Origin of the sequence: Shewanella sp. SP2S2-4, assembly GCF_031932025.1 — a bacterium.
GTDB classification, from domain to species: Bacteria; Pseudomonadota; Gammaproteobacteria; order Enterobacterales; family Shewanellaceae; genus Shewanella; species Shewanella baltica.
Window position 1 is genome coordinate 89141 of sequence record NZ_JAUOER010000014.1, and the last position, 24333, is coordinate 113473.

Annotated in this window: 14 protein-coding genes; 6 read left to right on the forward strand and 8 right to left on the reverse strand. The window is 45.3% G+C overall.

Annotation, left to right across the window (positions count from 1 at the left end; translation table 11 throughout):
* Nucleotides 1-481: 481 nt before the first annotated feature.
* Nucleotides 482-2635, reverse strand: coding sequence for a phosphate acetyltransferase (pta, locus tag Q4Q54_RS12955; protein ID WP_311988651.1), 2154 nt, complete (start codon nt 2633-2635; stop codon nt 482-484).
* 112 nt (nt 2636-2747) lie between these two features.
* A complete protein-coding gene (gene ackA, locus Q4Q54_RS12960; RefSeq protein ID WP_006082161.1) occupies nt 2748-3947 on the reverse strand; it encodes an acetate kinase in 1200 nt (399 codons plus the stop codon).
* A gap of 141 nt (nt 3948-4088) precedes the next feature.
* On the opposite strand from ackA, the gene yfbV reads away from it, so the two are divergent.
* Nucleotides 4089-4532, forward strand: a complete 444-nt coding sequence (gene yfbV / locus Q4Q54_RS12965) for a terminus macrodomain insulation protein YfbV (RefSeq protein WP_086012247.1) — start codon at nt 4089-4091, stop codon at nt 4530-4532.
* Between the two features lie 44 nt (nt 4533-4576).
* Here yfbV and pflA read toward each other — a convergent pair whose 3' ends face one another.
* Nucleotides 4577-5317 carry a pyruvate formate lyase 1-activating protein gene (gene pflA / locus Q4Q54_RS12970; RefSeq protein ID WP_063884797.1) on the reverse strand — a complete coding sequence of 247 codons (741 nt, stop codon included), beginning with the start codon at nt 5315-5317 and terminating at the stop codon, nt 4577-4579.
* A 63-nt stretch (nt 5318-5380) separates the two neighbouring features.
* Entirely contained in the window at nt 5381-7663 is a 2283-nt protein-coding gene (gene pflB, locus Q4Q54_RS12975; RefSeq protein WP_311988652.1) for a formate C-acetyltransferase, read from the reverse strand.
* Between the two features lie 1267 nt (nt 7664-8930).
* On the opposite strand from pflB, the gene focA reads away from it, so the two are divergent.
* Nucleotides 8931-9923, forward strand: coding sequence for a formate transporter FocA (gene focA / locus Q4Q54_RS12980; RefSeq protein WP_311891748.1), 993 nt, complete (start codon nt 8931-8933; stop codon nt 9921-9923).
* Between the two features lie 152 nt (nt 9924-10075).
* On the opposite strand, the gene Q4Q54_RS12985 is transcribed toward focA, so the two are convergent.
* The 3 genes from Q4Q54_RS12985 to cysK all read right to left on the reverse strand — a co-directional run bounded on the left by Q4Q54_RS12985 (nt 10076) and on the right by cysK (nt 16076).
* Nucleotides 10076-12850 carry a TonB-dependent receptor domain-containing protein gene (locus Q4Q54_RS12985; protein ID WP_006085404.1) on the reverse strand — a complete coding sequence of 925 codons (2775 nt, stop codon included), beginning with the start codon at nt 12848-12850 and terminating at the stop codon, nt 10076-10078.
* An 858-nt stretch (nt 12851-13708) separates the two neighbouring features.
* Nucleotides 13709-14707, reverse strand: coding sequence for a TDT family transporter (locus Q4Q54_RS12990; RefSeq protein WP_311988653.1), 999 nt, complete (start codon nt 14705-14707; stop codon nt 13709-13711).
* A 400-nt stretch (nt 14708-15107) separates the two neighbouring features.
* Nucleotides 15108-16076 (reverse strand): cysteine synthase A, encoded by a 969-nt coding sequence (gene cysK, locus Q4Q54_RS12995; RefSeq protein ID WP_006085400.1) that lies wholly within the window; start codon nt 16074-16076, stop codon nt 15108-15110.
* A gap of 251 nt (nt 16077-16327) precedes the next feature.
* Here cysK and Q4Q54_RS13000 point away from each other — a divergent pair, with 251 nt between their 5' ends.
* Both Q4Q54_RS13000 and Q4Q54_RS13005 read left to right on the forward strand, forming a co-directional pair.
* Nucleotides 16328-17542: an RDD family protein gene (locus Q4Q54_RS13000; RefSeq protein ID WP_311988654.1), complete on the forward strand. Its 1215-nt coding sequence runs from the start codon at nt 16328-16330 to the stop codon at nt 17540-17542.
* On the forward strand, nt 17539-18660 hold the full coding sequence (locus tag Q4Q54_RS13005; protein WP_012089534.1) for a beta-ketoacyl-ACP synthase III: 1122 nt from the start codon (nt 17539-17541) through the stop codon (nt 18658-18660). The genes Q4Q54_RS13000 and Q4Q54_RS13005 overlap by 4 nt, the downstream gene beginning before the upstream one ends.
* A gap of 173 nt (nt 18661-18833) precedes the next feature.
* On the opposite strand, the gene cysZ is transcribed toward Q4Q54_RS13005, so the two are convergent.
* The gene (cysZ, locus tag Q4Q54_RS13010) at nt 18834-19613 is read right to left on the reverse strand and encodes a sulfate transporter CysZ (protein ID WP_310803726.1); all 780 of its coding nucleotides are present in this window, start codon (nt 19611-19613) and stop codon (nt 18834-18836) included.
* Nucleotides 19614-19834: 221 nt separating this feature from the next.
* Between cysZ and Q4Q54_RS13015 the strand changes: the two genes are divergently transcribed.
* Nucleotides 19835-23251 carry a chromosome segregation protein SMC gene (locus tag Q4Q54_RS13015; protein WP_311988655.1) on the forward strand — a complete coding sequence of 1139 codons (3417 nt, stop codon included), beginning with the start codon at nt 19835-19837 and terminating at the stop codon, nt 23249-23251.
* 23 nt (nt 23252-23274) lie between these two features.
* Nucleotides 23275-24333, forward strand: a complete 1059-nt coding sequence (zipA, locus tag Q4Q54_RS13020) for a cell division protein ZipA (RefSeq protein WP_311988656.1) — start codon at nt 23275-23277, stop codon at nt 24331-24333.

Consider the following 24333-nt stretch of genomic DNA (forward strand, 5'->3'; position numbering starts at 1 on the left):
AGTTTTAGTTATTGGAATTTGTTCTGAGTATCGCGATTTTAGCCCTAATGCACAAGTTCTGTCGTTATTTGCGATCTATTGGGAAATGCGTTGACTCAAGCCTATTGAGTGTGGCATATAGTTAGGAGGTATATAAAAAGGTTATCCACAGAAACTGTGGAAAACTATGTTGAAGACTTCAGTGATACTTTGTAAGTCACTGATATTGTCTTGCTTTATCTGCTGGTTAAAAAGTGACGCTTTTCAGTTTTCCGCCATGTTCCACTTTCACTTGTGGATATTTTTCGCCGTTTACTCACCTTATTCACACCGCTTAATTCGTTTTTCCCTCGTATTTAGTCTGCTTATTTTGCCATATTGGCTTTGCTATTGAGCCATTGTCGCAGCGCTATAGCCTTGCTTAAGCTAAATTTGAGCATAAAAAAAGCACCGGTAAGTACCAGTGCTTTGTTGTGCGTAACGCTATGCAGATTTCGCTGTGTTAGCCTTTAGCTGCGTCGTTTTGTGCTGCTTGAATTGCCGTTAGGGCGATAGTGTAGACGATATCATCGACTAACGCGCCGCGAGATAAGTCGTTCACAGGTTTGCGCATACCTTGCAGCATCGGACCGATACTGATCAGGTCCGCGCTTCGCTGTACAGCCTTGTAAGTCGTGTTGCCTGTATTGAGGTCTGGGAACACGAAAACGGTGGCTTGGCCAGCGACAGGACTATCAGGTGCCTTAGAGCGAGCAACATTTGGCATAACCGCCGCATCGTATTGCAATGGACCATCAATAATCAGATCTGGGCGTTTTTCTTTGGCGATACGGGTCGCTTCACGCACTTTATCCACATCTGAACCTGTGCCTGAGTTACCGGTTGAGTAGCTGATCATTGCCACTCTTGGCTCAATACCGAAGGCTTTTGCTGATTCCGCTGATTGGATGGCGATATCGGCTAATTGCTCAGCATTTGGATCTGGGTTAATTGCGCAGTCACCGTAAACAAGCACTTGATCTGGCATTAACATAAAGAAGATGGACGAAACAAGGCTTGAGCCCGGTGCCGTTTTGATCAATTGCAGTGGTGGACGAATGGTATTGGCCGTGGTGTTAACCGCGCCAGATACGATACCGTCAACTTCATTTTGCGCCAGCATCATAGTGCCAAGCACCATGTTGTCTTCTAACTGTTCACGAGCAACGACTTCCGTTAAGCCTTTGCTGCGACGCAGTTCCAACATAGGTTCTACGTAACGGTCGCGCACCTCTTCTGGATCGATAATGATCACGCCTTCGCCCAGCACCACATCTTGCTGTGCGGCGATACGCAGGATTTCATCTTTTTTACCTAAAAGTACACAGCGAGCGATACCGCGTTCGGCACAAATGGCCGCCGCTTTAATGGTACGCGGTTCATCACCTTCTGGCAGCACCACAGTCTTGTGGGCGGCGCGCGCCAATTCCGTGAGTTTGTAACGGAAAGCGGGTGGTGACAGGCGATGCTCACGGGGCGAGTTTTTAGTGACGCTTTCAATCCACGTTTGGTCGATGTGGCTGGCCACATAATCCTGCACCAGATCAATACGAACCGCGTCATCTACAGGTACTTCATGGTCGAAACGTTGAATGTTGAGCGAGGTTTGCCAAGTGTTGCTGTCGATTAAGAACACAGGTAAACCGGTTTCAAAGGCCTGTTCACACAGCTTAAGAATTTCTGGCTCTGGCTCGTAGCTACCCGTCAACAGCAGGGCACCAATTTTCACGCCGTTCATGGCCGCAAGACAGGCTGATACGATGACATCTGAGCGATCGCCTGAGGTCACAAGTAGTGAATCAGTCTTAATATGGGTCACCATATTAGGGATACTGCGGGCACAGAACGTCACTTTACGCAGACGACGAGTATGCATTTCGCCGGCATTAAGAATGCGTGCGCTTAAATGCTTCGCCAGATCCGAGGCACGTGGTGCAACAAGATCGAGGTTGTATGGCACGCTACCTAAAATACGCAGTGGGCTTTTACCTGGCATTTGGAACATGCTGGCCGCATCAGAGCGTTGAACACCTTGGTGATCAAAGACTTCAGAGAGATCAGGTCGTGCGCGACCTTCATCGTCAACGGGGGCACCAATCTTGTTGATCACAGCGCCAATCAGGCGTTTGTTCTTTTTTCCGCCCCAAGAGTTGTAGGCGATTTCAAGGCGGTTCATCAACCCAGTTGAAGTATCGCTACCCGGCGTGGCAATAAAAATCACGTCTGCATCCATTGCTTTAGCGATGGCATAGTTCACATCGTCGGCAAAGGGATGGTTACGGGTAGGTACTAAACCTTCAACAATTAAGGTCTCAGTGTTGCTGGCGCAATCGGACGCACGGGCAATGATTTGCTCCATTAATACGTCGGTTTGGTCAGCACGAATTAAGGCTTCGGCATGGGTCATGTCGAAGGGCTCTAACGGATTTACCGTCGGCGATTTACTCAGAATAGTGGTTGAGCGTTCTGGGCCGTTATCATTAGGTCTAAGTTGGGAAATCGGCTTAAAGAACTGAACTTTAACTCCGTGGCGCTCCAGTGCGCGAACCATCCCAAGGCTTAAGGAGGTCAGGCCGACTCCGGTACCTATGGGGATTAACATAATATTACGAGACATAAAAACCTCTAGTTTCGATGGTTTTTGGCAGAAGAGTTTCTGCAAATTTGCTTGTGAGTATGGATATGTAAAGCGTAAAGCCGTTTGGGTGAGCAAACGGCTTAGGTCATTCTTATTTGTTGATCAGTTTAATTGAATCTTCGGCGATAACCCATTCTTCGTTCGTTGGGATCACCATGGCAATCGTGCCTTTATCTTGAGTGATGATGCCTTTCTTACCGAAACGTGCCGCTTTGTTGCGTTCGCTATCAACATGGAAATTGAAGATTTCCAGCATGTTGAGTACTTTTTCACGGATTAAGTCTGAGTTTTCACCAATGCCGCCGGTGAAGACGACTGCATCTAAACGGCCCAGTGGCACAGTGTAAGAGGCGATGTATTTGGCTAAACGGTAGCAGAAGATTTCTAAGGCTAAGGTCGCGCCTTTATGACCGTCGGCGTAACCTTCTTCGATGCCACGACAATCGTTAGTCAGCTCGGAAATACCCAGCAGACCACTTTGCTTGTTCATCAGGTTATTCACTTCTTCTAAGGTGTAACCCAGTTGATGAACTAAGTGATAGATGATTGAAGGGTCAATATCGCCACAACGTGTGCCCATGACCAAACCTTCTAATGGGGTTAAGCCCATAGACGTGTCGACACTTTTGCCGCCTTTGATGGCAGTCACTGACGCGCCGTTGCCCAGGTGAGCACAGATAACGTTAGTTTCTTCAATGGGCTTGTTAAGCATTTTTGCCGCTTCACGGCTAACGAATAAATGGCTCGTGCCATGCATGCCATAACGACGGATACCGTGTTCACGGTATAACTTGTAAGGCAGGGCGTAGACATAGGCTCTGTCAGGCATGCTTTGGTGGAAAGCGGTATCAAATACAGCAACCTGTGGCAATTTAGGGAAAGAGGCAATGGCTGCACGGATGCCGATAAGGTGAGCAGGATTGTGCAGGGGGGCTAGTGAAGCACAATCTTCGATACCTTTGATCACGCTTTCGTCGATGATCACAGAGCGAGTGAACTTTTCACCGCCGTGAACGATACGGTGGCCAACGGCTTGAATTTTCGCAGCTAATTCAGGCTGTTCCGCAAGGATTTTATTAACAATGTATTCAACTGCTTCACGGTGAGCCGTAAATGCGCCTAGGGCCGCTTCATGTTTTTCGCCGTTGATTTTCCATTTAATGCGCGAGTCTTCTAAACCAAAACATTCGGCTAAGCCAGAAATTTGATCGTCACCTGTTTGCGCGTCAATGACGGCAAATTTGAGAGAAGAGCTACCGCAATTGAGAACTAAAACCAGATTATTTGACATGTGTAAACCCTTTGCCATTGTGTTTAATATAACGATTCAAAAAAATTAGGATCTGCGGTGTTTTTACCATAACAGTCTTGGGGCGATTCGCCAGATTGTGCTATGGTAAAAGCAGTATTCCATTGTAGTTGGTGTCTAAAATTGAGCATTAAGATCCTCAAAACCTTAGGTGATGGTCATCAATATATGAAGACTTGGCCTATGGTTAGACAACTGGGTTTTTATTTCCCTGAGTATCGGGTCGTCCGAGCCACTCAGTTAGCCATACTGGTGATGCCAGTGTTGGCGTTTTTTGTGAGTATGAGCCAGCTGTATATTCACGGTTGGGCATTTCTGCCCCAAGCTGTCACTCTCGGTTTATTTTTCATCAGCTTACCGTTACAGGGGCTGCTGTGGTTAGGTTGGCGAGCGCGCCATCCATTACCGTTAACGCTGTTCGACTGGAGTAACCAGTTGAGTGCGAAGTTGTCGTCCATGGGTATCAATTGCCACACCTTAGGCGCTAAAGCCTGTTACCTCGATATGGCACTGATTTTAAAAATAGCCTTTGAGCGTTTAGATGCCAGTTATTGGGAAGAACTTTAGGCTGTTGCCGCGGTTATCCGTGTTGGCTTTTCTATTACTGTGGATTAATAAATCGCGTTAATCCCTTGCCCAACAAATACGGCTTTGATCTTTTCCATGGTTTCTCGGCTCGGTGGTGATATGCCATCGAGTTGATAGCTTTCGCCCATGGCTTCCCACTTGTGTTTACCTAATTCGTGATAGGGTAGTAATTCTACCTTTTCAATGTTTTTCATGGGCTTGATAAACTCGGCCAGTTGTAATGCCGATGCTTCATCGTCGGTAAATCCGCCCACCACCACATACCGTATCCAAGTTGCTTGATTACGCTCTGCTAAATACTGCGCAAATTGCAATGTTCTATGGTTGCTGACTTTGGTTAACTCAATATGTTTTTCATCATCCATGTGTTTGATGTCGAGCAGGACCAAGTCAGTGTGGTCGAGTAACTCATCAATCACTGGCGTGTACTTACGTACAAAACCATTGGTATCTAAACAGGTATGAATACCTTCTTGCTGACAGGCTGTGAATAATTCGGCGACGAATTCTGCCTGTAAAATTGCTTCACCACCACTGGCCGTAACACCACCATTGCTGGCATCGAGAAAAGGCCGATAGCTGATGATTTGACTCATTAACTCATCGACCAGAACTTCTTTTCCGCCATCAAGATCCCAAGTGTCACGGTTGTGGCAATATTGGCAGCGCATTAAACAGCCTTGCATAAAGGTGATAAACCGTATGCCTGGACCATCGACTGTGCCAAAGGATTCCACTGAGTGGATCCGACCGATAACTGCCATTGTGACTCCTGTTAAAATAAGTGAGGCTGTAGCACAGTGTACTACAGCCTTGACTAATTTAGCTTACAGACCTTTGGTGAATGTACGCGTGATCACATCTTGTTGCTGCTCTGGCGTCAGTGAGTTGAAGCGCACTGCGTAGCCAGAAACACGGATGGTCAGCTGTGGATACTTGTCTGGATGCTTAACGGCATCTTCGAGCATCTCGCGGTTCATCACGTTGACGTTCAAGTGTTGGCCACCTTCTTTTTTGTCATTGTGGTCGAAGTATCCGTCCATCAATGCCGCTAAGTTGGTACGGCGAGCATCATCATCTTTACCCAGCGCATTTGGCACGATTGAGAAGGTATAAGAGATACCATCTTGAGCGTGGGCAAACGGTAGTTTTGCCACTGAGGTTAAAGAAGCGATTGCGCCTTTTTCATCACGGCCATGCATAGGGTTTGCACCCGGTGCAAATGGCGCACCTGAACGACGACCATCTGGTGTGTTACCGGTTTTCTTACCATAAACCACGTTTGAGGTGATGGTCAGAATTGACTGCGTTGGGATCGCATTGCGATACATTTTACGGTCGCGAATTTTCGCCATAAAACGTTCAACTAAGTCACAGGCGATATCATCAACACGTGGGTCGTTGTTACCAAATTTTGGATAGTCACCGCTGATTTCGAAATCAACTGCAATGCCATTTTCATCACGAACAGGTTTTACTGTGGCGAATTTAATGGCAGACAGTGAGTCGGCTGCGATAGACAGACCCGCAATACCACAAGCCATAGTGCGACGTACGTCTCTGTCGTGCAGTGCCATTAGCGCCGCTTCATAAGAGTACTTGTCGTGCATGAAGTGGATTGAGTTCAGTGCTGTGACATATTGAGTCGCTAACCAATCCATTAAACCGTCTAAGCGATTCATCACGTCGTCGTAGTTTAATACGGCGTCAGTGATAGGGTCGGCTTTAGGGGCAACTTGGATTTTCAGCTTTTCGTCAACGCCGCCGTTAATTGCATACAACATAGTTTTAGCTAAGTTGGCGCGGGCACCGAAGAACTGCATGTGTTTACCCACAACCATTGGGCTTACACAACAGGCGATAGCATAGTCGTCTGATTGGAAATCTGGACGCATTAGGTCATCGTTTTCATATTGGATTGAGCTAGTGTCGATAGACACTTTGGCGCAATATTTTTTGAAACCGATGGGCAGTTTATCTGACCACAATACTGTGATGTTTGGCTCTGGACTTGGACCCATAGTGTAAAGGGTGTTCAAGAAACGGAAGCTTGATTTAGTCACTAACGTACGGCCATCTAAGCCCATACCGCCGATTGACTCAGTCGCCCAAATTGGGTCGCCAGAGAACAATTCATCGTATTCTGGAGTACGTAGGAAACGTACCATACGCAGTTTCATCACGAAATGGTCAATCATTTCCTGAGCTTGTTGCTCAGTTAAGGTGCCATTTTTCAGATCGCGTTCAATATAGATGTCGAGGAATGAAGAGGTACGGCCTAATGACATCGCCGCGCCGTTTTGGCTTTTTACTGCGGCTAAGTAACCGAAGTAAGTCCATTGAATTGCTTCTTGTGCAGTGGTTGCTGGGCGAGAAATATCGCAGCCATATTTGGCAGCCATTTTCTTCATTTGACCTAGTGCACGGTGTTGCTCTGCAATTTCTTCACGTAATTGGATAACATTTGATAATTCTTCACCCGCTTCGAACTGCGCTTGCAGTGAAGTGAATTGGGCAAACTTATCTTTCATCAGGTAATCGATACCGTAAAGTGCCACACGGCGATAGTCACCAATGATACGGCCACGGCCATAAGCATCGGGTAAACCGGTTAAAATACCTGATTTACGGCAAGCCATAATTTCTGGGGTGTAAACATCGAATACACCTTGGTTATGGGTTTTACGCAGTTCTGAATAGATGTATTTAACGTCTTCATCTAGCACGCGGTCGTAGGCAGCGCATGAGCTTTCCACCATACGGATACCACCATTAGGCAACATAGCGCGTTTTAGCGGCGCATCTGTTTGTAAGCCAACGATAGTTTCTAATTCTTTATTGATGTAGCCAGCGTCGTGGGAAGTGATGGTTGAAACCATCTTAGTGTCGAAATCAACAGGCGCGTGGGTACGGTTTTCCTGTTTGATGCCTTCCATGACTTTATCCCACAATTTTGTGGTCGCTTCGGTGGCGCCAGCGAGGAAGGACTCGTCGCCTTCAAAAGGCGCGTAGTTTTGTTGGATAAAGTCACGTACATTGACTTCAGATTTCCAATCGCCAGGAGTAAAGCCTTCCCATGCGTTGGCAAACAGTTCAGTTTTGTCGGTCATCGTACTAATACCTTCTGGTTGAGATAAAAGGTTATTGGCGATCAGCGTTAAGCAATGCTGAGTATAAGCCAATAGCTAATTCCTGAAATAAAGCTCCCTTCATGATGACGCCCTATGATGGGAACTGGATTTTGAAGCGCTCGTCACTCCAAAAGTCTGTCTATTGATACCCGATAAGATGACAAATATTCGCTTACTTTGATTATCGGCTACTGATAAATCTTTATAATTGGTAAGACCAATTGTCCATGAGCATATTAACATAGGTCTGTCGCTATCGCATCTTAAACGGCTTGGTTTATGCTCTGTTAATCCCAAATTTGCTAGCTAGGTAGCATTTTTTTACTACTATTAGGAATACAGCACGCTTTTCTACTTGGTGTGACATTCAAACTTGTCACTCCTTAAACCACTAAGCCTTTGGTTGTTGCCATTTACTGTCCCCCTTTATTTGGGAGAAATCTATCCTCGTATCGATTGATTTTTGCTGGGGTCGCGTGAGGGGCGAATAAACTAGGTATAACTGCGGCAGTTTTGTTGATGATGTAGAAACAAGCTCCATGTTAGCTATTTGTATTAATTGTAGTTTATTCGCTAACCTTGTTGATGTTTGGGCATTGTGTAGGGCCTCCCATCGGCCAAAACGCTAATGCCTGAATCCTGCTAAAAATTATAAAAGAGTGGCTGAACAAGGTTTCTGCTGCTTATCAGGTATGTTATCGCTTATCACACGGCTAGACTGTCAAGACAGAGGCATGGGGCGCTGGCGGAGCCAATCCAGTGGATATTGAAGTGTGAGAGACAATCTATTGCTACATCTATGCTTCAGTGCCAAATCAATGCTTCAGGGGAGAGTCGAACTGAGTTTACTGAAGCTGATTTTAGTCATCCGTTTTATTGCGAGTTTGAGCATGAGTGTGCTCGCGAGTTACATAAGCTTACGGTGGAAACGAGTTATTTTAGGGTAAAGACGACCTAAAAACATGTCATCCTGATGGGTGAAATTGTTTGATTTTTGGTAAGACCAATTAACCTTTTGTGTTTTTGGCTTCAAAGTTTTCACATTTTTGGTGTGAATAACATCACGCTTTAGCAATATCTACTTCACAGCATGAGCGCGTTGTATGGTACAAAGCGAGACTTTAGTGAATCATCATTTTCAGCAAATCAACATCTCGGTTTTGATTCGTGCTATCTGCGCAATGGCGCTGCAGGAGAGATATATGCTACGCATTCAAGTCTGTTTATCTGAAGTTGGAGTCATGCAATGAAAAGCCCAATTCCATCATCAACCCCAACTGTGATAAATAGCGCCCACGAAACGCCACAGGTTTCTGCGCACTTTAGTTGTTATAATCAGGCGGAAATTTACGGTACCAGCAAAGTGGTTAAAGCGCCTTGGCAATCTTTTGGCTTGGCTGTGTTTGCAGGTGCTTTCATCGCCTTAGCTTTTGTATTTTATCTCACTGTGACCACAGGTGCTGGCGATGCGCCTTGGGGTTTAGTTCGCTTAGTGGGTGGAATAGCCTTCAGTTTAGGTCTGATCTTAGTGGTTGTTTGCGGTGGAGAACTGTTTACCAGTTCCGTACTCAGTACCGTGGCTTGGGCACAAAAACAGGTCTCTGGCGCAGAGTTACTCAAGTGTTGGTGCCGGGTTTATGCGGGCAATTTTGTCGGCGCTATATTGATGGTTTGTTTGATCACCGCCGCAGGCATGTATGAACTCGATGGTGGTAACTGGGGATTAAATGCCCTTAAAGTGGCGCAACACAAACTGCATCATACTTGGATCCAAGCCTTTAGCTTAGGCATTTTGTGTAACATGTTGGTGTGTTTGGGTGTGTGGATGACCTTTGCCAGTCGCGATGTGTTAACTAAATCCCTACTGTTGATCTTACCTGTGGCCATGTTCGTCAGCAGCGGTTTTGAACACAGTATCGCTAACCTGTTTATGGTGCCTATGGGCATGATGATCCAATCTATCGCCAGCCCAGAATTCTTCGCATCTTTAGGTGTGACTCAAGAGCAGTTTGCCGATTTAACCGTGGCGAACTTTATATTCAACAACTTAATCCCAGTCACCCTTGGCAATATTGTCGGCGGCGGTGTGATTGTGGGTTTAGGTTATTGGTGGGTAGAGCAGGGTAAAATGACGTCAAGCGATCCACACAAAGCTCACCATGAGCACTTTTCTGCACCACATTCACATAACGAAAAACCTCAACATGCGAGTGAAATTAAGCTGACGAAGAATTCTTAGAACGCTTTAAATGACCCGTTAAAGTATAAGAAAATGCCCAGCAAATAGCTGGGCATTTTTATGCTTATTCACTGGGCTTCGCAAATGCAGCAAATAAAAACGGCATCCGAAGATGCCGTTTTTTGATTAGGTTCTAATTGATAAAGACGATATTAGAACTTCACATCATATTGTAGATAAACGAAGCGGCCGATATTGTCATAGACACCTTGATCATAGAAAGGCCAGTTGTTTGGTGCGCTGAATGATGGCTGTCTATCCAGTAAGTTACGGACCCCTAAGGTGACTTTGTTATCATCAGCAAAATAGTAAGCTGTTGTTAAATCAAACTGTACATAAGCTGCCACATGTTGACTTCTGCCTGGGTTCACTAAATCACCATTTGCATCGACATCTGTAGCCTTGCCAACATCATAGTAACCAACCAATTGGCAAGACTTGTTACCTGTATTACGCTTATCATACATTTCGTACCCAGGGAGGTAACGCATATTAAGTGAGGTTACAAAATCATTTTGTTCTAATGAAATGCTGCCGTTAATACGATAGTCACGCATTGAATTATCAGCAATATCATCACATAAAGGTTGTACTGCTGAAGATTGCGTTTTATAGCTTAGGAACTGTTCTGCTTGTAAGCTTGACTTCAAAGTACCAAATGAGAATTCACTGCTATATTGAAGATCATAGTTTAAGCCAGTTGCACTCTGCTCTGTCAGGTTTTGTTTGTTAGTTTGAACATAACCGTCTCTGTTAGAGTCAGTTAGACGGCCCTCAGAGTTACGCACGACTAAGTTAGTCAAATTACCTTTTGCTTCTTCATCCAGAATTTCTTGAATAGCAAGGCTACCTACAACGTCATCTATTTTAAGTGACCAGAAATCGACGGATAGTGATAAATTATCTGTAAACTGATAAACTGCGCCAAGGTTATAAGACTTTGATTTTTCTGGTGTTAAATCTGGGTTGCCGCCACTTTTCGAGTTTAACTCTTGGCGTTGACAATCAGGGTGGTTTTGAACATTACCTGCAGCATTACACAGTTTAGTATCAATGGCTCTAGTGACGCCAGACGATTCGGCTAGGAACAAATCACTTAGGTTTGGAGCTTTAAAGCCTGTACCATATGATGCCCGTAGCAATAAGTCATCAATAGGACGATATGATAGTTTGGCTGAATAAGTCGTATCACTCGCATCAGCTAGCTCCCAATCTGCTTTGTCTTGTCTAGCAGCTAGGCTTACTTCTAGATTATCAAGTACAGGTAATGAAAGTTCTATGAAACCGGCAAGATTACTGAATTGACCACCGCCATTTGAACCTGCACCACCGATAACTTGACCACCTACGGTTGCAGGATCTGAACGATCGGTATATTTTTCTTCGCGCATGTCTAAACCCGTCGCTAGGCCAATTTCACCACCAGGTAATTCAATACCAGGGAGCAGTCCTGATAAGACAAGAGAAGAGAAAGAGACTGTATATTCACCCGTACGATGAATGGCTACTTGTAGATCTCGGCAAGTATCAGATAAATCTTTTGAACTACAGTCATTAATAACGAATGGATTCAGTTTTGACTTAGGGTCATTGAATGCATTGGCGACTTCTTCTGACAATAATTGACCAGATGAACCAATTTGACGGTTGGTTAAACGAGAAAAACCAATATCAAAGTTTAGACCCCAATTGTCGTCGATGTTGTAGTTTGCACCACCTACTGCTTCGAATGTTTCATTTGTGTTGTCTTTTTCACGATTTCCGAAATCAAGGTAACGGCGGCCGACGCTAACATTGGCTTCACCCGCTTCAACTAAACGAATAATTTCTTCTGCTTTTGCTTGGTCATCTTTATAACGGTCATTACGTAAAAAATCCGCTAGGAATGGGCTGTTGGATACATCTACTTGACCTGGGGCCGGGGCATTCGAGGTCTTAGTATAAGCACGAGTATAACGGAATTGACCATTAAACGTCAGGTCATCATTCATCTCATGATTAATGGTAGTAAAGATTGACTGGCGTTCAGACTCTGGCTGAAGTTGATATAAATGTGCAAAATCGTAAGCACAACGACCACTTGATAAGACATCACCTGCAGGGCAGTTTGACCAAGGTTTAGACCCTTCGTCAGTCGCAGCATTTGTGAAACCTTTTGCAGAACTTATTGAAGTAAAACCAGGAATTCCCCAAGTTGATCTTCCATCCCCACCTTCGTGACCTTCTATCAATGCTGTACGACCAAATTCACGATCAGATGCTTGAATTACATCTCGAGCGAAATGTTCTGCAGAGAATAGGATACTGGTTTTCTCGTTACTTGTACCGGTAACAATTGATGCTGATAATTCATTACCATCCCACTTATTTGTCGCACCGCCATATTTGGCACTCAATGCGACGCCATCAAATTCTTTCTTAGTAATAATGTTTATTACACCAGCAACCGCATCAGAACCATAAATTGCAGAAGCACCATCATTAAGGATGTCGATTCGCTCAACTGCTGCCATAGGCACTTGGTTTACGTCAGTAAAAATGCCGCCGGCGGTATTCTTTGCTATGCGACGGCCGTTCAATAAAATAAGTGTATAATCGGAACCAAATCCTTTTACACCAATCGATGACGCACCAGCGGCTTGGCTTAAAGTTGATGATTCATTGAAACCACCAGAGGCTGCATTCGTTCTTAAAAACTCAGAAACGGTAGAAAAGCCTGTTTTTTCTATGTCTGCTGCAGAAAACATCGTTATAGGTGTAGATGTTTCTAAATTGGTTCTTTGAATGCGAGAACCTGTTACAGCAATACGTTCTACTTTTGCACCGTCTTCAGCAGCAAATACAGCTGACGTTGATAAAGCAGCTGTAGTAGCTCCACCTATTAACGCAAAGCGAACAGCTTTGGCTAATGTAGAATTTGCGCGCATTTTATTCTCCCTTAACACATGTTGTATGTTTATTTTTATTTTTCTTAAATGGTTACTTATGTAAAGAATAAGCACTCATTTAATTAAGCTCAGGATATAACCACAAGAAAATAACAAGTGCAACACTGAGCTCTAATGGCTTTTGTTGTTAATTTGTTAATTTAAATCATTTAAAGGTTGTATGGAGATTTGTCTTGAGCCAATAAACATGGGGGCGGGGTCTATTTAATGAGGAATTTGTTTGTGATACATCTTCTTTGTTTCCACTTGTCGGTTATTTTGTGGCAAATGTGTATTTATGTTGTTTTGAATTTGTTAGTCACATTGAGTTGTAAAAATAATATTTTGTGATTATTTTCATATAAAAAATATAAAAGCTGATTAATATATGGTTTGCCATTCTATATATTTGGAATTAAAAGCTTTAAGTGTTATGTGGTATAAGGTTTTTTGTGCGGTTTAATTTAATGTAACTTTATTATTCACGATTTGTAGTGATGGGCTCAATAATTACGGTGTGCAGTCCTGTAAAGGTTGATAAGTAATCTTTTTTGAAGTGAATGCCAAATTTATAATTGCTTAAATACAAAAGGAAGGTGAATATATATTCAACTTCCTTTTGGCTTATGCTCAAGTTTGAAAATAATCTCTCATGTTAAACGAGGCTTTGTTTCCTAAAAGCACAAATAACTACAGAGTGCTTCTTGAGCGCCAGTATGGCGCTTAAAACCCTTGTTTCATCGTCAGTCGTTTATCTATAATCAGAATATTATTTTGATTTAAACCCGAAAAACATTGGATTTCACTATTAGGAAACAAAGCCGTTAAACGAATACATTTTACAAACTGCAATTCTGTTTATTTACTCTCAAGTATTGCTGTTTGTTCTATCGCTTTAAAGCGTACAGGAATGTAGTGTGCTAAATAGCGTAGAGCAACATAGGCAACCACTAAGGTGGCGATCACAAGCTCGAATTCTGCTAAGTATTTTATCCATATCGCTAACTCACCCATGTTGTTGAACTGGGTTAACCAAGCGGCGGTTTTAAAGAGCGCGGTAGCACCGATCACCATAGGGAAGGTAAAGGCTGCGTATCCCGGGCTAAAGGGCAGCTTTAACAGGTGAAAGAAGGCTAAGTAGATGATGCTGGTCATCAAAATGGCGATGCTCAGTAGTAGGGCAACTAAGGGAATTGACGTCTGCTCGCAAACGGTTAGATAACCTGCGAGTGATAAACTAGCGGGCGCCGCGAGAATCGCAATTGTTGGTTTAGCGGCATCAGGTATTGCCTGACAGAAAATGAGGCGATAGAGCATTAAAGGCAGCATGACTAAGTAAGCTAACATCCCAAAAACCAAAATGGCGTTTGCTAGCCATTGGTAGTCAGATACAGGGAAAGACACCGCCGCGACTATGATGCCAATCGGTGGCACGAACCAGCTTGGTACCATGTGCTCGAGTTTAAAATCGATGGCGCGGTAGTAGATAAACGCGCTTAAGAAGAGCACATGTATACCTATGGCCACTAGCCACAGGGTTAAGCCAGCTTGGGGGAAATAATCGCCGAGTGTTTTAGACACGACCATCAGCCCCATGGCGAAGGTAGGGATCACGCTACCAATCACTGGGTGGCTGAGTTCGTCCTTTAGAATTGTCGGATGCAGCATAAACTTACCCATGAGCAGTAACAGCAACACAGAGGCGATGATGGCACCTGTGAGTTGTCCTGCGCCATTAAGTGACGGTGTCATGTTCTCCCAAGTCCAACCTAAGCTGGCAATGGCAAGTGCCAGTCCTGCCATAGGGCTGGGAAGTTTAGCTGCGTGGGATGTCCAGCGTTTGCGTTTTGAAGTCATGTTGAATACCTCTCAATACTGACAATGCTTAACATCGCTTTTTTGGGGCGCTGTTTTGATGTCCTCAGTGTACTGCTGGTATTAAGAATAAATAAATTTGATTAATTTTATTCATAAAGTAATTTTTTCTTATCAATATTGGTGTTAATGGCGTTGGTATAGGTTGAGGGGGAAAAGGCATAAAAAGGAATGGATTGGCGAGAATATCCGTTTTTTATAACTCACTGAGCCGCTAATGCTACTGGTGATACTGAGAACTATGAGCTGCATCCAAACTTGAGCCGGAACTTGTTTGCGCTCTGCAGTCGGGATCTAATTAATGCAATGTCACAAATAAAAATACCCAGCAGAGGCTGGGTATTTAAAGGGCTGGGTATTTTAAAGGGGAATCCAACGTCGACTATTGAATGTTTTCTTCGTCGCCGAATTGGCCTTGGAACAAGACTGAAGATAAGTAACGTTCGGCAGCCGATGGCAAAATTACCACAATGGTTTTACCCGCAAATTCTGGCAATTCAGCGATACGGTTTGCGGCGACAACGGCAGCACCCGATGAAATACCCACTAAAATGCCTTCTTCTTGCATTAAGCGGCGGGCCATGTCGATGGCCTCATCGTTGGTGACAGCTTCTACGCGGTCAATCAACTCTAAATCTAAGTTACCAGGGATAAAGCCTGCGCCAATACCTTGGATTTTATGTGGTCCAGGTTGTACCGGTAAACCCGCTAAGGTTTGCGCAATCACTGGAGAATCTGCTGGCTCAACCGCCACTGAGGTAATGGTTTTGCCTGCTACTTTTTTCAAGTAACGGCTTACACCTGTAATCGTACCGCCCGTACCTACACCGGCAACAAACACATCCACTTCGCCATCGGTATCATTCCAGATTTCTGGACCTGTGGTTTTTTCATGGATTTCTGGGTTAGCAGGGTTATTAAACTGCTGTAATAAAATGTATTTTTCAGGAGCCGATTGACGGATTTCTTCCGCTTTATCAATCGCACCTTTCATGCCTTTCGCGCCTTCTGTCAACACGAGATTTGCGCCAAGGGCTTTGAGCAGTTTACGACGCTCTAAACTCATGGTATTTGGCATCGTTAGGGTAAGCTTATAACCACGGGCCGCGGCTACATACGCCAGCGCAATACCTGTGTTGCCAGACGTCGGCTCAATCAGCTCGTGGTCTTTAGTCAGTAGACCCTTTTTCTCGGCATCCCAAATCATATTGGCACCGATACGGCATTTAACACTGAAACTTGGGTTACGCGCTTCGACTTTGGCCAGCACTTTACCTTGGCTAACACGGTTTAAACGTACTAGCGGGGTATTACCAATAGTATATGAATTGTCTTCGAAAATTTTGCTCATGGATTGCTTGCTCCTATGTTGGCACTACTGAATCATAATCTGCTGTGGCGCTTTTAGAAGTGATTGTTTGTTCTTCTTTATTCGATTTGGTTATTAAAGGATGTGCTGTTATTCGCAAACCCTGATTGGCAGCCCGTTTAACTGTGTTAACCTCTTGCTAACATAAAAAAGATTGTTGCATTCGCAAGGATAACTTCTTGATGTGTCAATCGTAAAACAAGCCTATCACTCGTATCGGACAAGACGCAAACATGAAACAACAGCAAACGGATTTGGGCAAAGACCCAAAAACTATGGTGACTCCCCATGCTTTTACCATTGCAGACACTGTGCTTTATACGCCATTGGCGGCGCCGCTAAAACGCGCTTTAGCCATGTTGATTGATGGTTTGCTGATCACAGTGTTAGCGGAGCAGATGGATTGGATGTTTGTATTGCTGGTGGTCGGTATCATTTATATTGAGAAACGCAGTCATAAATTAGGTCGTTTACTCAAATGGGGACTTTATGCCGCAATGTTAGCTTTTATGTTGCTCACGACCGCCGATAATCTGCTTAATGTTAATGGCTCAAGCAATACCGATAATGAGCAGGCAGTTAAGGAGTCTGCCTTGGGTAAACAAATTCTTACCTCGCTTCCGGCCATCATTTCGTTGAGCCTTTGTGATAATTACGCTTGTGGTAAAACTCAAGTTCAATCCCTGCGCGAGGTGATAGAAAACGCTTCAGCATCAAAGGGCATGACAGAGATTGAGCGACGGGAGATAGTCCTTCACGCCATAGCCAACAGTAGTTTGTCTGCTGCAGACAGCGAAAAGCTCCAGACGGAAGTCCTTGATGGCACCTTGTGGCCAGTTATCGCGCCCCAAGCTGAGTTGCAAATGCCTGATACTCAGTCTGAGCCGCTTGAACCAACTGATCCCGCGCAAGGTGTTGTGGCTAATGCAGCAAAAGTAACCGAAACGACAGACACAACCAAAACAGTACCTTCGCCAAGCACAAGAGTGAAAAGCGTCGATGATGACGATGAATCCACCGCCCACAGTGTTATCGCTTGGGTTAAAGGCTTTATGAGTGATATGGGATTGGGCTTTGGTTGGGCGGCGTTTTACTTTACCGTCTTTACCGCGCGGTTTGATGGTCAAACTTTAGGGAAGAAGATGCTTGGCATTCGGGTGATCCAGCTCGATGGCGCTAAAATCAGTTTATGGGCCGCGTTTGGCCGTTACGGTGGTTACGCCGCAGGCTTCACCACAGGCTTACTTGGCTTTATGCAAATATTTTGGGATGCCAATCGGCAGGGGATCCAAGATAAAATATCTTCAACAGTCGTGATAGACTTAGCACAAATGCATAAAAAGCAACGATTAGAGCAGCAGGGGCCAAGTGAGTTAGCGCCCGCGCTTACGAGTGATGATGCCGCCTCTGCTCACCTTACAACAAGCACCCGTTCGGAGCACCTATGAAACAGGTCGTGATTTCGGGGAGTGGCTTATTTACGCCGCCCCACAGTATTTCTAATGAAGCCTTAGTTGAGAGCTTCAATGCCTATGTGGATATTTACAATCTTGAAAATGCAGGCTTAATCGAGCAAGGCCATGTTGCGGCTTTGTCCTATTCCTCAAGCGAATTTATTGAAAAGGCCTCGGGCATTAAACACAGATATGTGATGGTGAAAGAGGGCATTCTCGATCCCGAAGTCATGATGCCGTTAATTCCTGAGCGCAGCAGCGACGAGTTATCTATGCAGGCTGAAATTGGGGTTGAAGCCGCATTGATGGCACTTAACAATGCTAATCTCAAAGCTGAGCAGATTGATCTGGTGATTGTCGCCTGTGCTTATACTCAGCGTGCCTATCCTGCGATGGCGATTGAAATTCAACGTGCACTCGGTACGCGCGGTTATGGTTACGACATGCAAGTGGCCTGTTCATCGGCAACCTTTGCAATTGTTGCCGCTGCTAATGCGATTGCGACGGGCTCAGCTTCAAGAGTGTTAGTCATCAACCCTGAGATTTGTTCGGCGCAGGTGAATTATCGCGACCGTGACAGCCATTTTATCTTTGGTGATGTCGCGACCGCACTGGTACTGGAAGAGCAAAGCTTAGCTCAATCTGACAATGTGTTTAAAATTCTCTCAAGCCGCTGTTTTACTGATTATTCGAATAATATTCGCAGTAATTTTGGTTTCTTGAATCGCTGCGATCCCAGTGCTGCCCATCAGGCCGATAAACTGTTCCACCAACAAGGGCGCAAAGTGTTTAAAGAGCTGTTACCGATGATTTATCAACATTTGGATGAACATCTGGCCGAACAAGCGTTAACGCCGCAGTCTTTTAAGCGTCTGTGGTTGCATCAAGCGAACATCAACATGAATCAGTTCGTGGTGAGAAAGCTGTTGGGGGATGATGTGTCAGCGGAACAAGCGCCCGTCGTGTTAGACGAGTACGCCAATACCGCATCCGCGGGCTCTGTGATTGCATTTCATAAGTATTCCAGCGACTTTAAAGCAGGTGATTTAGGCTTATTAAGTTCTTTTGGCGCGGGATATTCCATCGGCAGTGTGATTTTGCAGAAGTGCTAAGCTGAACTTGGCAGTGCAGATTGTTCTGCAATCTTTATCAATCAAAAATCTCTCCATAGAAAATTTATTAATAAAAAGCCTATCAATAAAAACAGCCTCAATTGAGGCTGTTTTTATGTTGCAGGAATTGATATCAAACCCACATCATTTTAGATAAGTATTTGTATCGTTAATTATTCTGGTGCTATTGCATGATTGCGGTAGGCTTCACGATACTTGTCGACCCACATCGCCGTTGCGCCACAAATCGCCACAGGCATCACGATAAAGTTGACGATAGGGATCATCGAAAACAGCGTCACAGTGGCGCCAAAGCTAAAACTGGTGCCACGGGTTTGATTCAAGGCAAAGCGCATATCCTTAAAACTGACCTTGTGGTTATCGAAGGGGTAATCGCAGTACTGAATTGCCATCATCCAAGCGCTGAACAGGAACCATAAGATTGGCGCCAGCGTTTGGCCCACCATAGGCACTAAAAACAGCAATAAAAACACCAATGCGCGGGGTAGATAGTACTTGAGCTTGATCCACTCACGCCCAAGGATACGCGGTAAGTCTTTGATTAAATCGATGCCAGTACCGGTATTCAGCGGCTTGCCAGTTAATAGTTGCTCGACTTTTTCAGCCAACAGACCATTAAAGGGGGCGGCGAGCCAGTTCATCACCGAGCTAAATATAAAGGCGAGCATCACCAGCATAGTGGTGACTGCGAGCGGCCAAAGTAAAAAGTTTAACCAGCTTAAGTAGTCAGGCAGCTGGGCGTTCATCCAAGTGAACATGGCGTCCAACTGGCCTATGGCCACATAAATGACGCCTGCAAACAGCAGCAGGTTGATCATCAAGGGAATAAATACGAAAGTGCGCAGGCCTTTACGTGTAATTAAACCAAAGCCATCGAGAAAATAATTAACGCCGCTTTTGGCTGGGAAGGGCAAGGTTTTCTTCTGTGTCATATCGTCTTTCCAAAAAGTTGGGCTACAGCTTGAGAGACAGCCTGATATAAAGATAACTGCGATTGTGATCAACTCATGGGCAGATGACAAGCTAAAAGCCGCATGAATTCAATAAAAAGCGTTACAAAATGCTGCCTGCTTTGTTAAAGTTGCCAGCAGAATGCATTTGCACCACTGGGCTCATTTTCGGGCCAGACTTCAGAGACGCGCTAACTGGCACCATGAGATTAAAACAGATAAAACTTGCCGGCTTTAAGTCGTTTGTCGATCCCACTAAAATTCCTTTTTTACAGGCATTAACCGCCATTATTGGCCCAAATGGCTGCGGTAAATCGAATGTGATCGATGCCGTGCGTTGGGTATTAGGTGAAAGTTCGGCGAAACACCTGCGCGGTGATTCGATGGCCGACGTGATCTTTAACGGCTCAAGCGCGCGAAAACCTGTGTCGGTGGCGGGTGTTGAACTTATTTTTGAAAATAAAGATGGTCGACTCGCGGGTCAATACGCCAGTTACGAAGAAATTGCTGTTAAGCGTCAGGTGAGCCGAGACGGTGAGTCTTGGTATTTTCTTAATGGTCAGAAGTGTCGCCGTAAAGACATTACCGACTTGTTTATGGGTACAGGCCTTGGTCCGCGCAGCTACGCCATTATTGAGCAGGGCACGATTTCTCGCCTTATCGAATCTAAACCTCAAGACTTGCGCACTTTTATTGAAGAAGCCGCAGGGATTTCTCGCTATAAAGAACGCCGCCGCGAAACCGAAAATCGTATCCGCCATACCCGCGAAAACCTCGAGCGTTTAGGCGATATTCGCAGTGAACTCGGCAAACAGTTAAATAAACTGGCGCAGCAGGCCAAGGCCGCGAAGCAATATCGTGAGCTAAAACAGGCCGAGCGCAAGACCCATGCTGAACTCCTCGTGATGCGCTATCAAGAGTTGCAAGATCAGATGGCGAGTCTGTCTGAGCAAATCCGCGCCATAGAAGTGCAACAAGCGGCGGCGCAGTCGCTCGCGCAAACCGATGAATTGCAAACGACTGAATTGCAAGTGCAACTCGCCCAATTAGCGGAGCAAGAACAACGCGCAGTTGAGGCCTATTATCTGACGGGCACCGACATCGCTAAGTTAGAACAACAGTTACAGAATCAAAAGCAGCGTGATGCCCAGCTTGAAACCCAGTTGGCACAAGTGAAAGAGCAGATCCAACAAAATACCGACAAGCTCAACGGCTATAAAGCGAGTCTTAGCGCGTTAGAGCTTGAGCTTGCCAAGCTTGGGCCGCAGCATGATGAACAGCAAGAAATCATGGATGAGCTGCAATCCCAATGGGAAATGAGCATAGAGCGCAGTCAGCAGCAGGCCGAAGTGGCGCGCCAACAGGCCGTGGATGTTTCGCAGCACAAGTTACAGCTTGAGCTGCGCCGCAGTCAGTTGGCGCATCAACAGCAATTATTGCAGCATAAACAGCAGCAAAGCAGTGAGCAGCAAGCGCAGCTCATCGCTTTAGTGGACAGCGATCTCGCCTCAAACATCACGCCACTGCAACAAGAAATTGCGTCTCTTGAATATGCAACCAGACAACAAGCTGAGATTAATCATCAGCAAGAACAACTTGTTAGTGAAAGCACGCAAGCTTTAGATGACGCCCGCCATAGCGCCGAGCAGATTCAGCAGCAATTAACCGCGACTAAAGCGCGCCATGAGCTGGTCGAACAGTGGTTGACTAAGCAGGAACAGCAAAGTGATAAACCGCAGTTATGGCAGAGTTTAACCGTTGAAAATGGTTGGGAAACTGCGGCTGAACTCGCCCTAAATGGTTTGTTGACCTTGCCCGTTGGCGTCACTGAAACCGAAATGGGGTTTCAAGCGTTAGCGTCGCAATCTACCCAGAGTGAGTATTTACAGGCTGAGGTGAATCTTGCCCCTTGGTTAGCGGGGCTTAAGTGGGCAAAAGATATTCACGCGGCAAAACAACTACTGCCACAGTTAAAGACCGATGAGCGGATTGTCACCGCCGACGGATATCTCCTCGGTCAAGGTTTTTTAATCACTAAGACAGAGGGCGCTCAGTCACTGGTGCAGCTCAGCAAAGAGCAAGCTCAGCTAGCGCAAAACATCCTCGATTTACAGCAATCTCTGCACGTTCAGCAAGATAAAATGGCGGAACTTGCGGCTATCTTGCAGCAGCAAAGGCAACAATTGACTGCTGGCGCGCAAAAATCGCATCAATTAGAGTTGGATAAAACAACAAAGTCGATGCAGCTCAGTGGCTTAACTGAGCAAGTGAAGGCGCGCGCTGAGCAGCAGAACAAACTTGAAGCGGCATTAAGCGCGAGCTTGATTGACCTTGAACGCTTGAGCGAGCAATGCGAAGTATTGGCAGAGCAAGAAACAGAACTTGATGATGCGTTGCAGGCGAGTATTGATATTCAGCGGCAACTCACCCAAGACACGCAGGCCGATAGCGTGCGCCATCAAGCTTTGAAAGCGCGAATTACAGACGTTGAACGTCAGTTATCGACCACGACTTCGGCCTTACAAGCTGTAACTATGCGTATGGCTGTCAGTACTGAACAAATTGAATTACAGCAAGTACGTGTCAATGAACTTATCCACACCCGTGAGTCTGTGTTAGCCGAACTTGCCAAAGTCGCCCAATTAAGTGGCGTAAAAAATAGTGTGCAGCTGACTGAACAGTTAACGCAGCTATTACAGCAACAACATGAGCAACAACAGGGCTTAAAAAATGTCCGTCAGCAGCAAAGTGGGCTCACTGAGACATTAAACAGTATAGGAATAAAGCAAAAACAAGAGCTTGGTAAGCTTGAGGGCTTGACTCAAAGCCTGAGCACGTTAAAGTTACGTCGTGAAGGAATAAAAGGCCAAGCCAATAGTCAGCTGGAAGCCTTACAGGAACAGCAAATTGTTCTGTCTGAAATCCTCGGCAACTTGCCCGCAGAGGGCATGCCTGACAAGTGGCAAAGTGATTTAGATCAAATACGGCAGAAAATTGTTCGCTTAGGCGCCATTAACCTTGCAGCCATCGAAGAATTTGAACAGCAAAGTGAGCGAAAATCCTATCTTGATCATCAAGATGACGATTTAAATAAGGGACTGGCGACCTTAGAGGAAGCGATCCGTAAGATAGACAAAGAAACCCGAAGCCGCTTTAAGACGACATTTGATTCAGTCAATGAAGATCTCGGACGCTTATTTCCTAAGGTGTTTGGTGGTGGTCGAGCTTACTTAGCGTTAACGGATGATGATTTACTGGAAACTGGCGTCACTATCATGGCGCAGCCGCCAGGTAAGAAGAACAGCACAATCCATCTTCTTTCGGGTGGTGAAAAAGCCTTAACCGCTTTATCATTGGTATTCGCAATTTTTAGGCTGAATCCTGCTCCCTTCTGTATGTTAGATGAAGTGGATGCGCCATTAGACGATGCCAACGTAGAACGTTTCTGTCGATTACTGAAAGAAATGTCACAGAGCGTACAGTTTATTTATATCAGCCATAACAAAATAACCATGGAAATGGCTGATCAACTTATAGGCGTGACTATGCACGAGCCCGGTGTGTCTCGTATAGTCGCGGTAGACATAGAGCAAGCGGTGGCGATGGCTGACGCTGGATAACTAGAACAAAGACAGGGTAACCAATGGAAGATTTGCAACTAGTATTGTTTGTTTTAGGCGCCATAGCCATAGTTGCTGTGCTGGTGCATGGATTTTGGTCTATCAGAAGACAACAACCTAAGTCATTGAAAGATAGTCCAATGGGCAATTTTTATAAAAAACAGGCCGAGAAAGGTGAGCCGAGCCCTAAGCGAATTGATGCCGAAGGATTTGATGCCGACGGTATTGGTGCTGTGCGAGTGCGTAAAGCTGGCGAAATGACGCCTAATAATGAGACTCCCGCGGCCAATCCTTATTTGAAACAGGAAGTGAAGCTAGAGACTAAGCCGCAAGAATTGACATCGCCAGAATTTAAAGCAGAACTTAAATCAGGGTTTAAGGTAGAAACGAAACACGAACCTATTCCAGCTCAGCCTGATTTTAGCTTGCAGCCACCAGTTGCAAAAGAGCAACACCGCGGTCCTAAAGTCTCGCGCCAAGAGCCCGTCTTGGGCACGCAAGTGCCGCAAATGGGTCAATCCCATGCTGCTATTGTGGCGCAAAAAGCCGCTGAGCAAGAACAGGCGCTACGTGCCGCGCCGCAGCAAACTGCTTTGTTTGAAGAAAATGAATATGAAACAGATCATCAACAAGTAGCGCATGTTGAACAAGCCGCTGAAGATGAATTAGGTGAGCCACGCGACGTGCTGGTTTTACATGTGGTCGCAAAAGATGGCCAACAGCTGAACGGCGCTGAACTACTGCCTTGTTTCTTAACTTTGAACTTTAAATATGGCGACATGAATATTTTCCATCGCCATGTGGATAATGCGGGCAATGGTAAAGTCTTGTTCTCTATTGCTAACATGCTAAAACCTGGCGTGTTTGATCCGGACAACATGGAGCAGTTCAGTACTCAAGGTGTGGTATTTTTCATGACGTTACCTTGCTACGGCGATGCTTTAATGAACTTCTCGATTATGCTTAATTCTGCGCGCCAACTCGCTGAGGAGATCGATGCCGTGGTACTCGATGGTCAACGTTTGCCTTGGGGCGAGTTTACTAAGCAAGATTATTTACACCGTATTCGCGCTAACGCTTAG

Coding starts and splice junctions, on each gene's coding strand:
- cysK (WP_006085400.1), bottom strand. CDS start 16,076: ATGAGCAAAATTTTCGAAGACAATTCATATACTATTGGTAATACCCCG.
- Q4Q54_RS12990 (WP_311988653.1), bottom strand. CDS start 14,707: ATGACTTCAAAACGCAAACGCTGGACATCCCACGCAGCTAAACTTCCC.
- Q4Q54_RS12985 (WP_006085404.1), bottom strand. CDS start 12,850: ATGCGCGCAAATTCTACATTAGCCAAAGCTGTTCGCTTTGCGTTAATA.
- cysZ (WP_310803726.1), bottom strand. CDS start 19,613: ATGACACAGAAGAAAACCTTGCCCTTCCCAGCCAAAAGCGGCGTTAAT.
- Q4Q54_RS13000 (WP_311988654.1), top strand. CDS start 16,328: ATGAAACAACAGCAAACGGATTTGGGCAAAGACCCAAAAACTATGGTG.
- focA (WP_311891748.1), top strand. CDS start 8,931: ATGAAAAGCCCAATTCCATCATCAACCCCAACTGTGATAAATAGCGCC.
- pflB (WP_311988652.1), bottom strand. CDS start 7,663: ATGACCGACAAAACTGAACTGTTTGCCAACGCATGGGAAGGCTTTACT.
- ackA (WP_006082161.1), bottom strand. CDS start 3,947: ATGTCAAATAATCTGGTTTTAGTTCTCAATTGCGGTAGCTCTTCTCTC.
- zipA (WP_311988656.1), top strand. CDS start 23,275: ATGGAAGATTTGCAACTAGTATTGTTTGTTTTAGGCGCCATAGCCATA.
- pflA (WP_063884797.1), bottom strand. CDS start 5,317: ATGGCAGTTATCGGTCGGATCCACTCAGTGGAATCCTTTGGCACAGTC.
- pta (WP_311988651.1), bottom strand. CDS start 2,635: ATGTCTCGTAATATTATGTTAATCCCCATAGGTACCGGAGTCGGCCTG.
- Q4Q54_RS13015 (WP_311988655.1), top strand. CDS start 19,835: ATGAGATTAAAACAGATAAAACTTGCCGGCTTTAAGTCGTTTGTCGAT.
- Q4Q54_RS13005 (WP_012089534.1), top strand. CDS start 17,539: ATGAAACAGGTCGTGATTTCGGGGAGTGGCTTATTTACGCCGCCCCAC.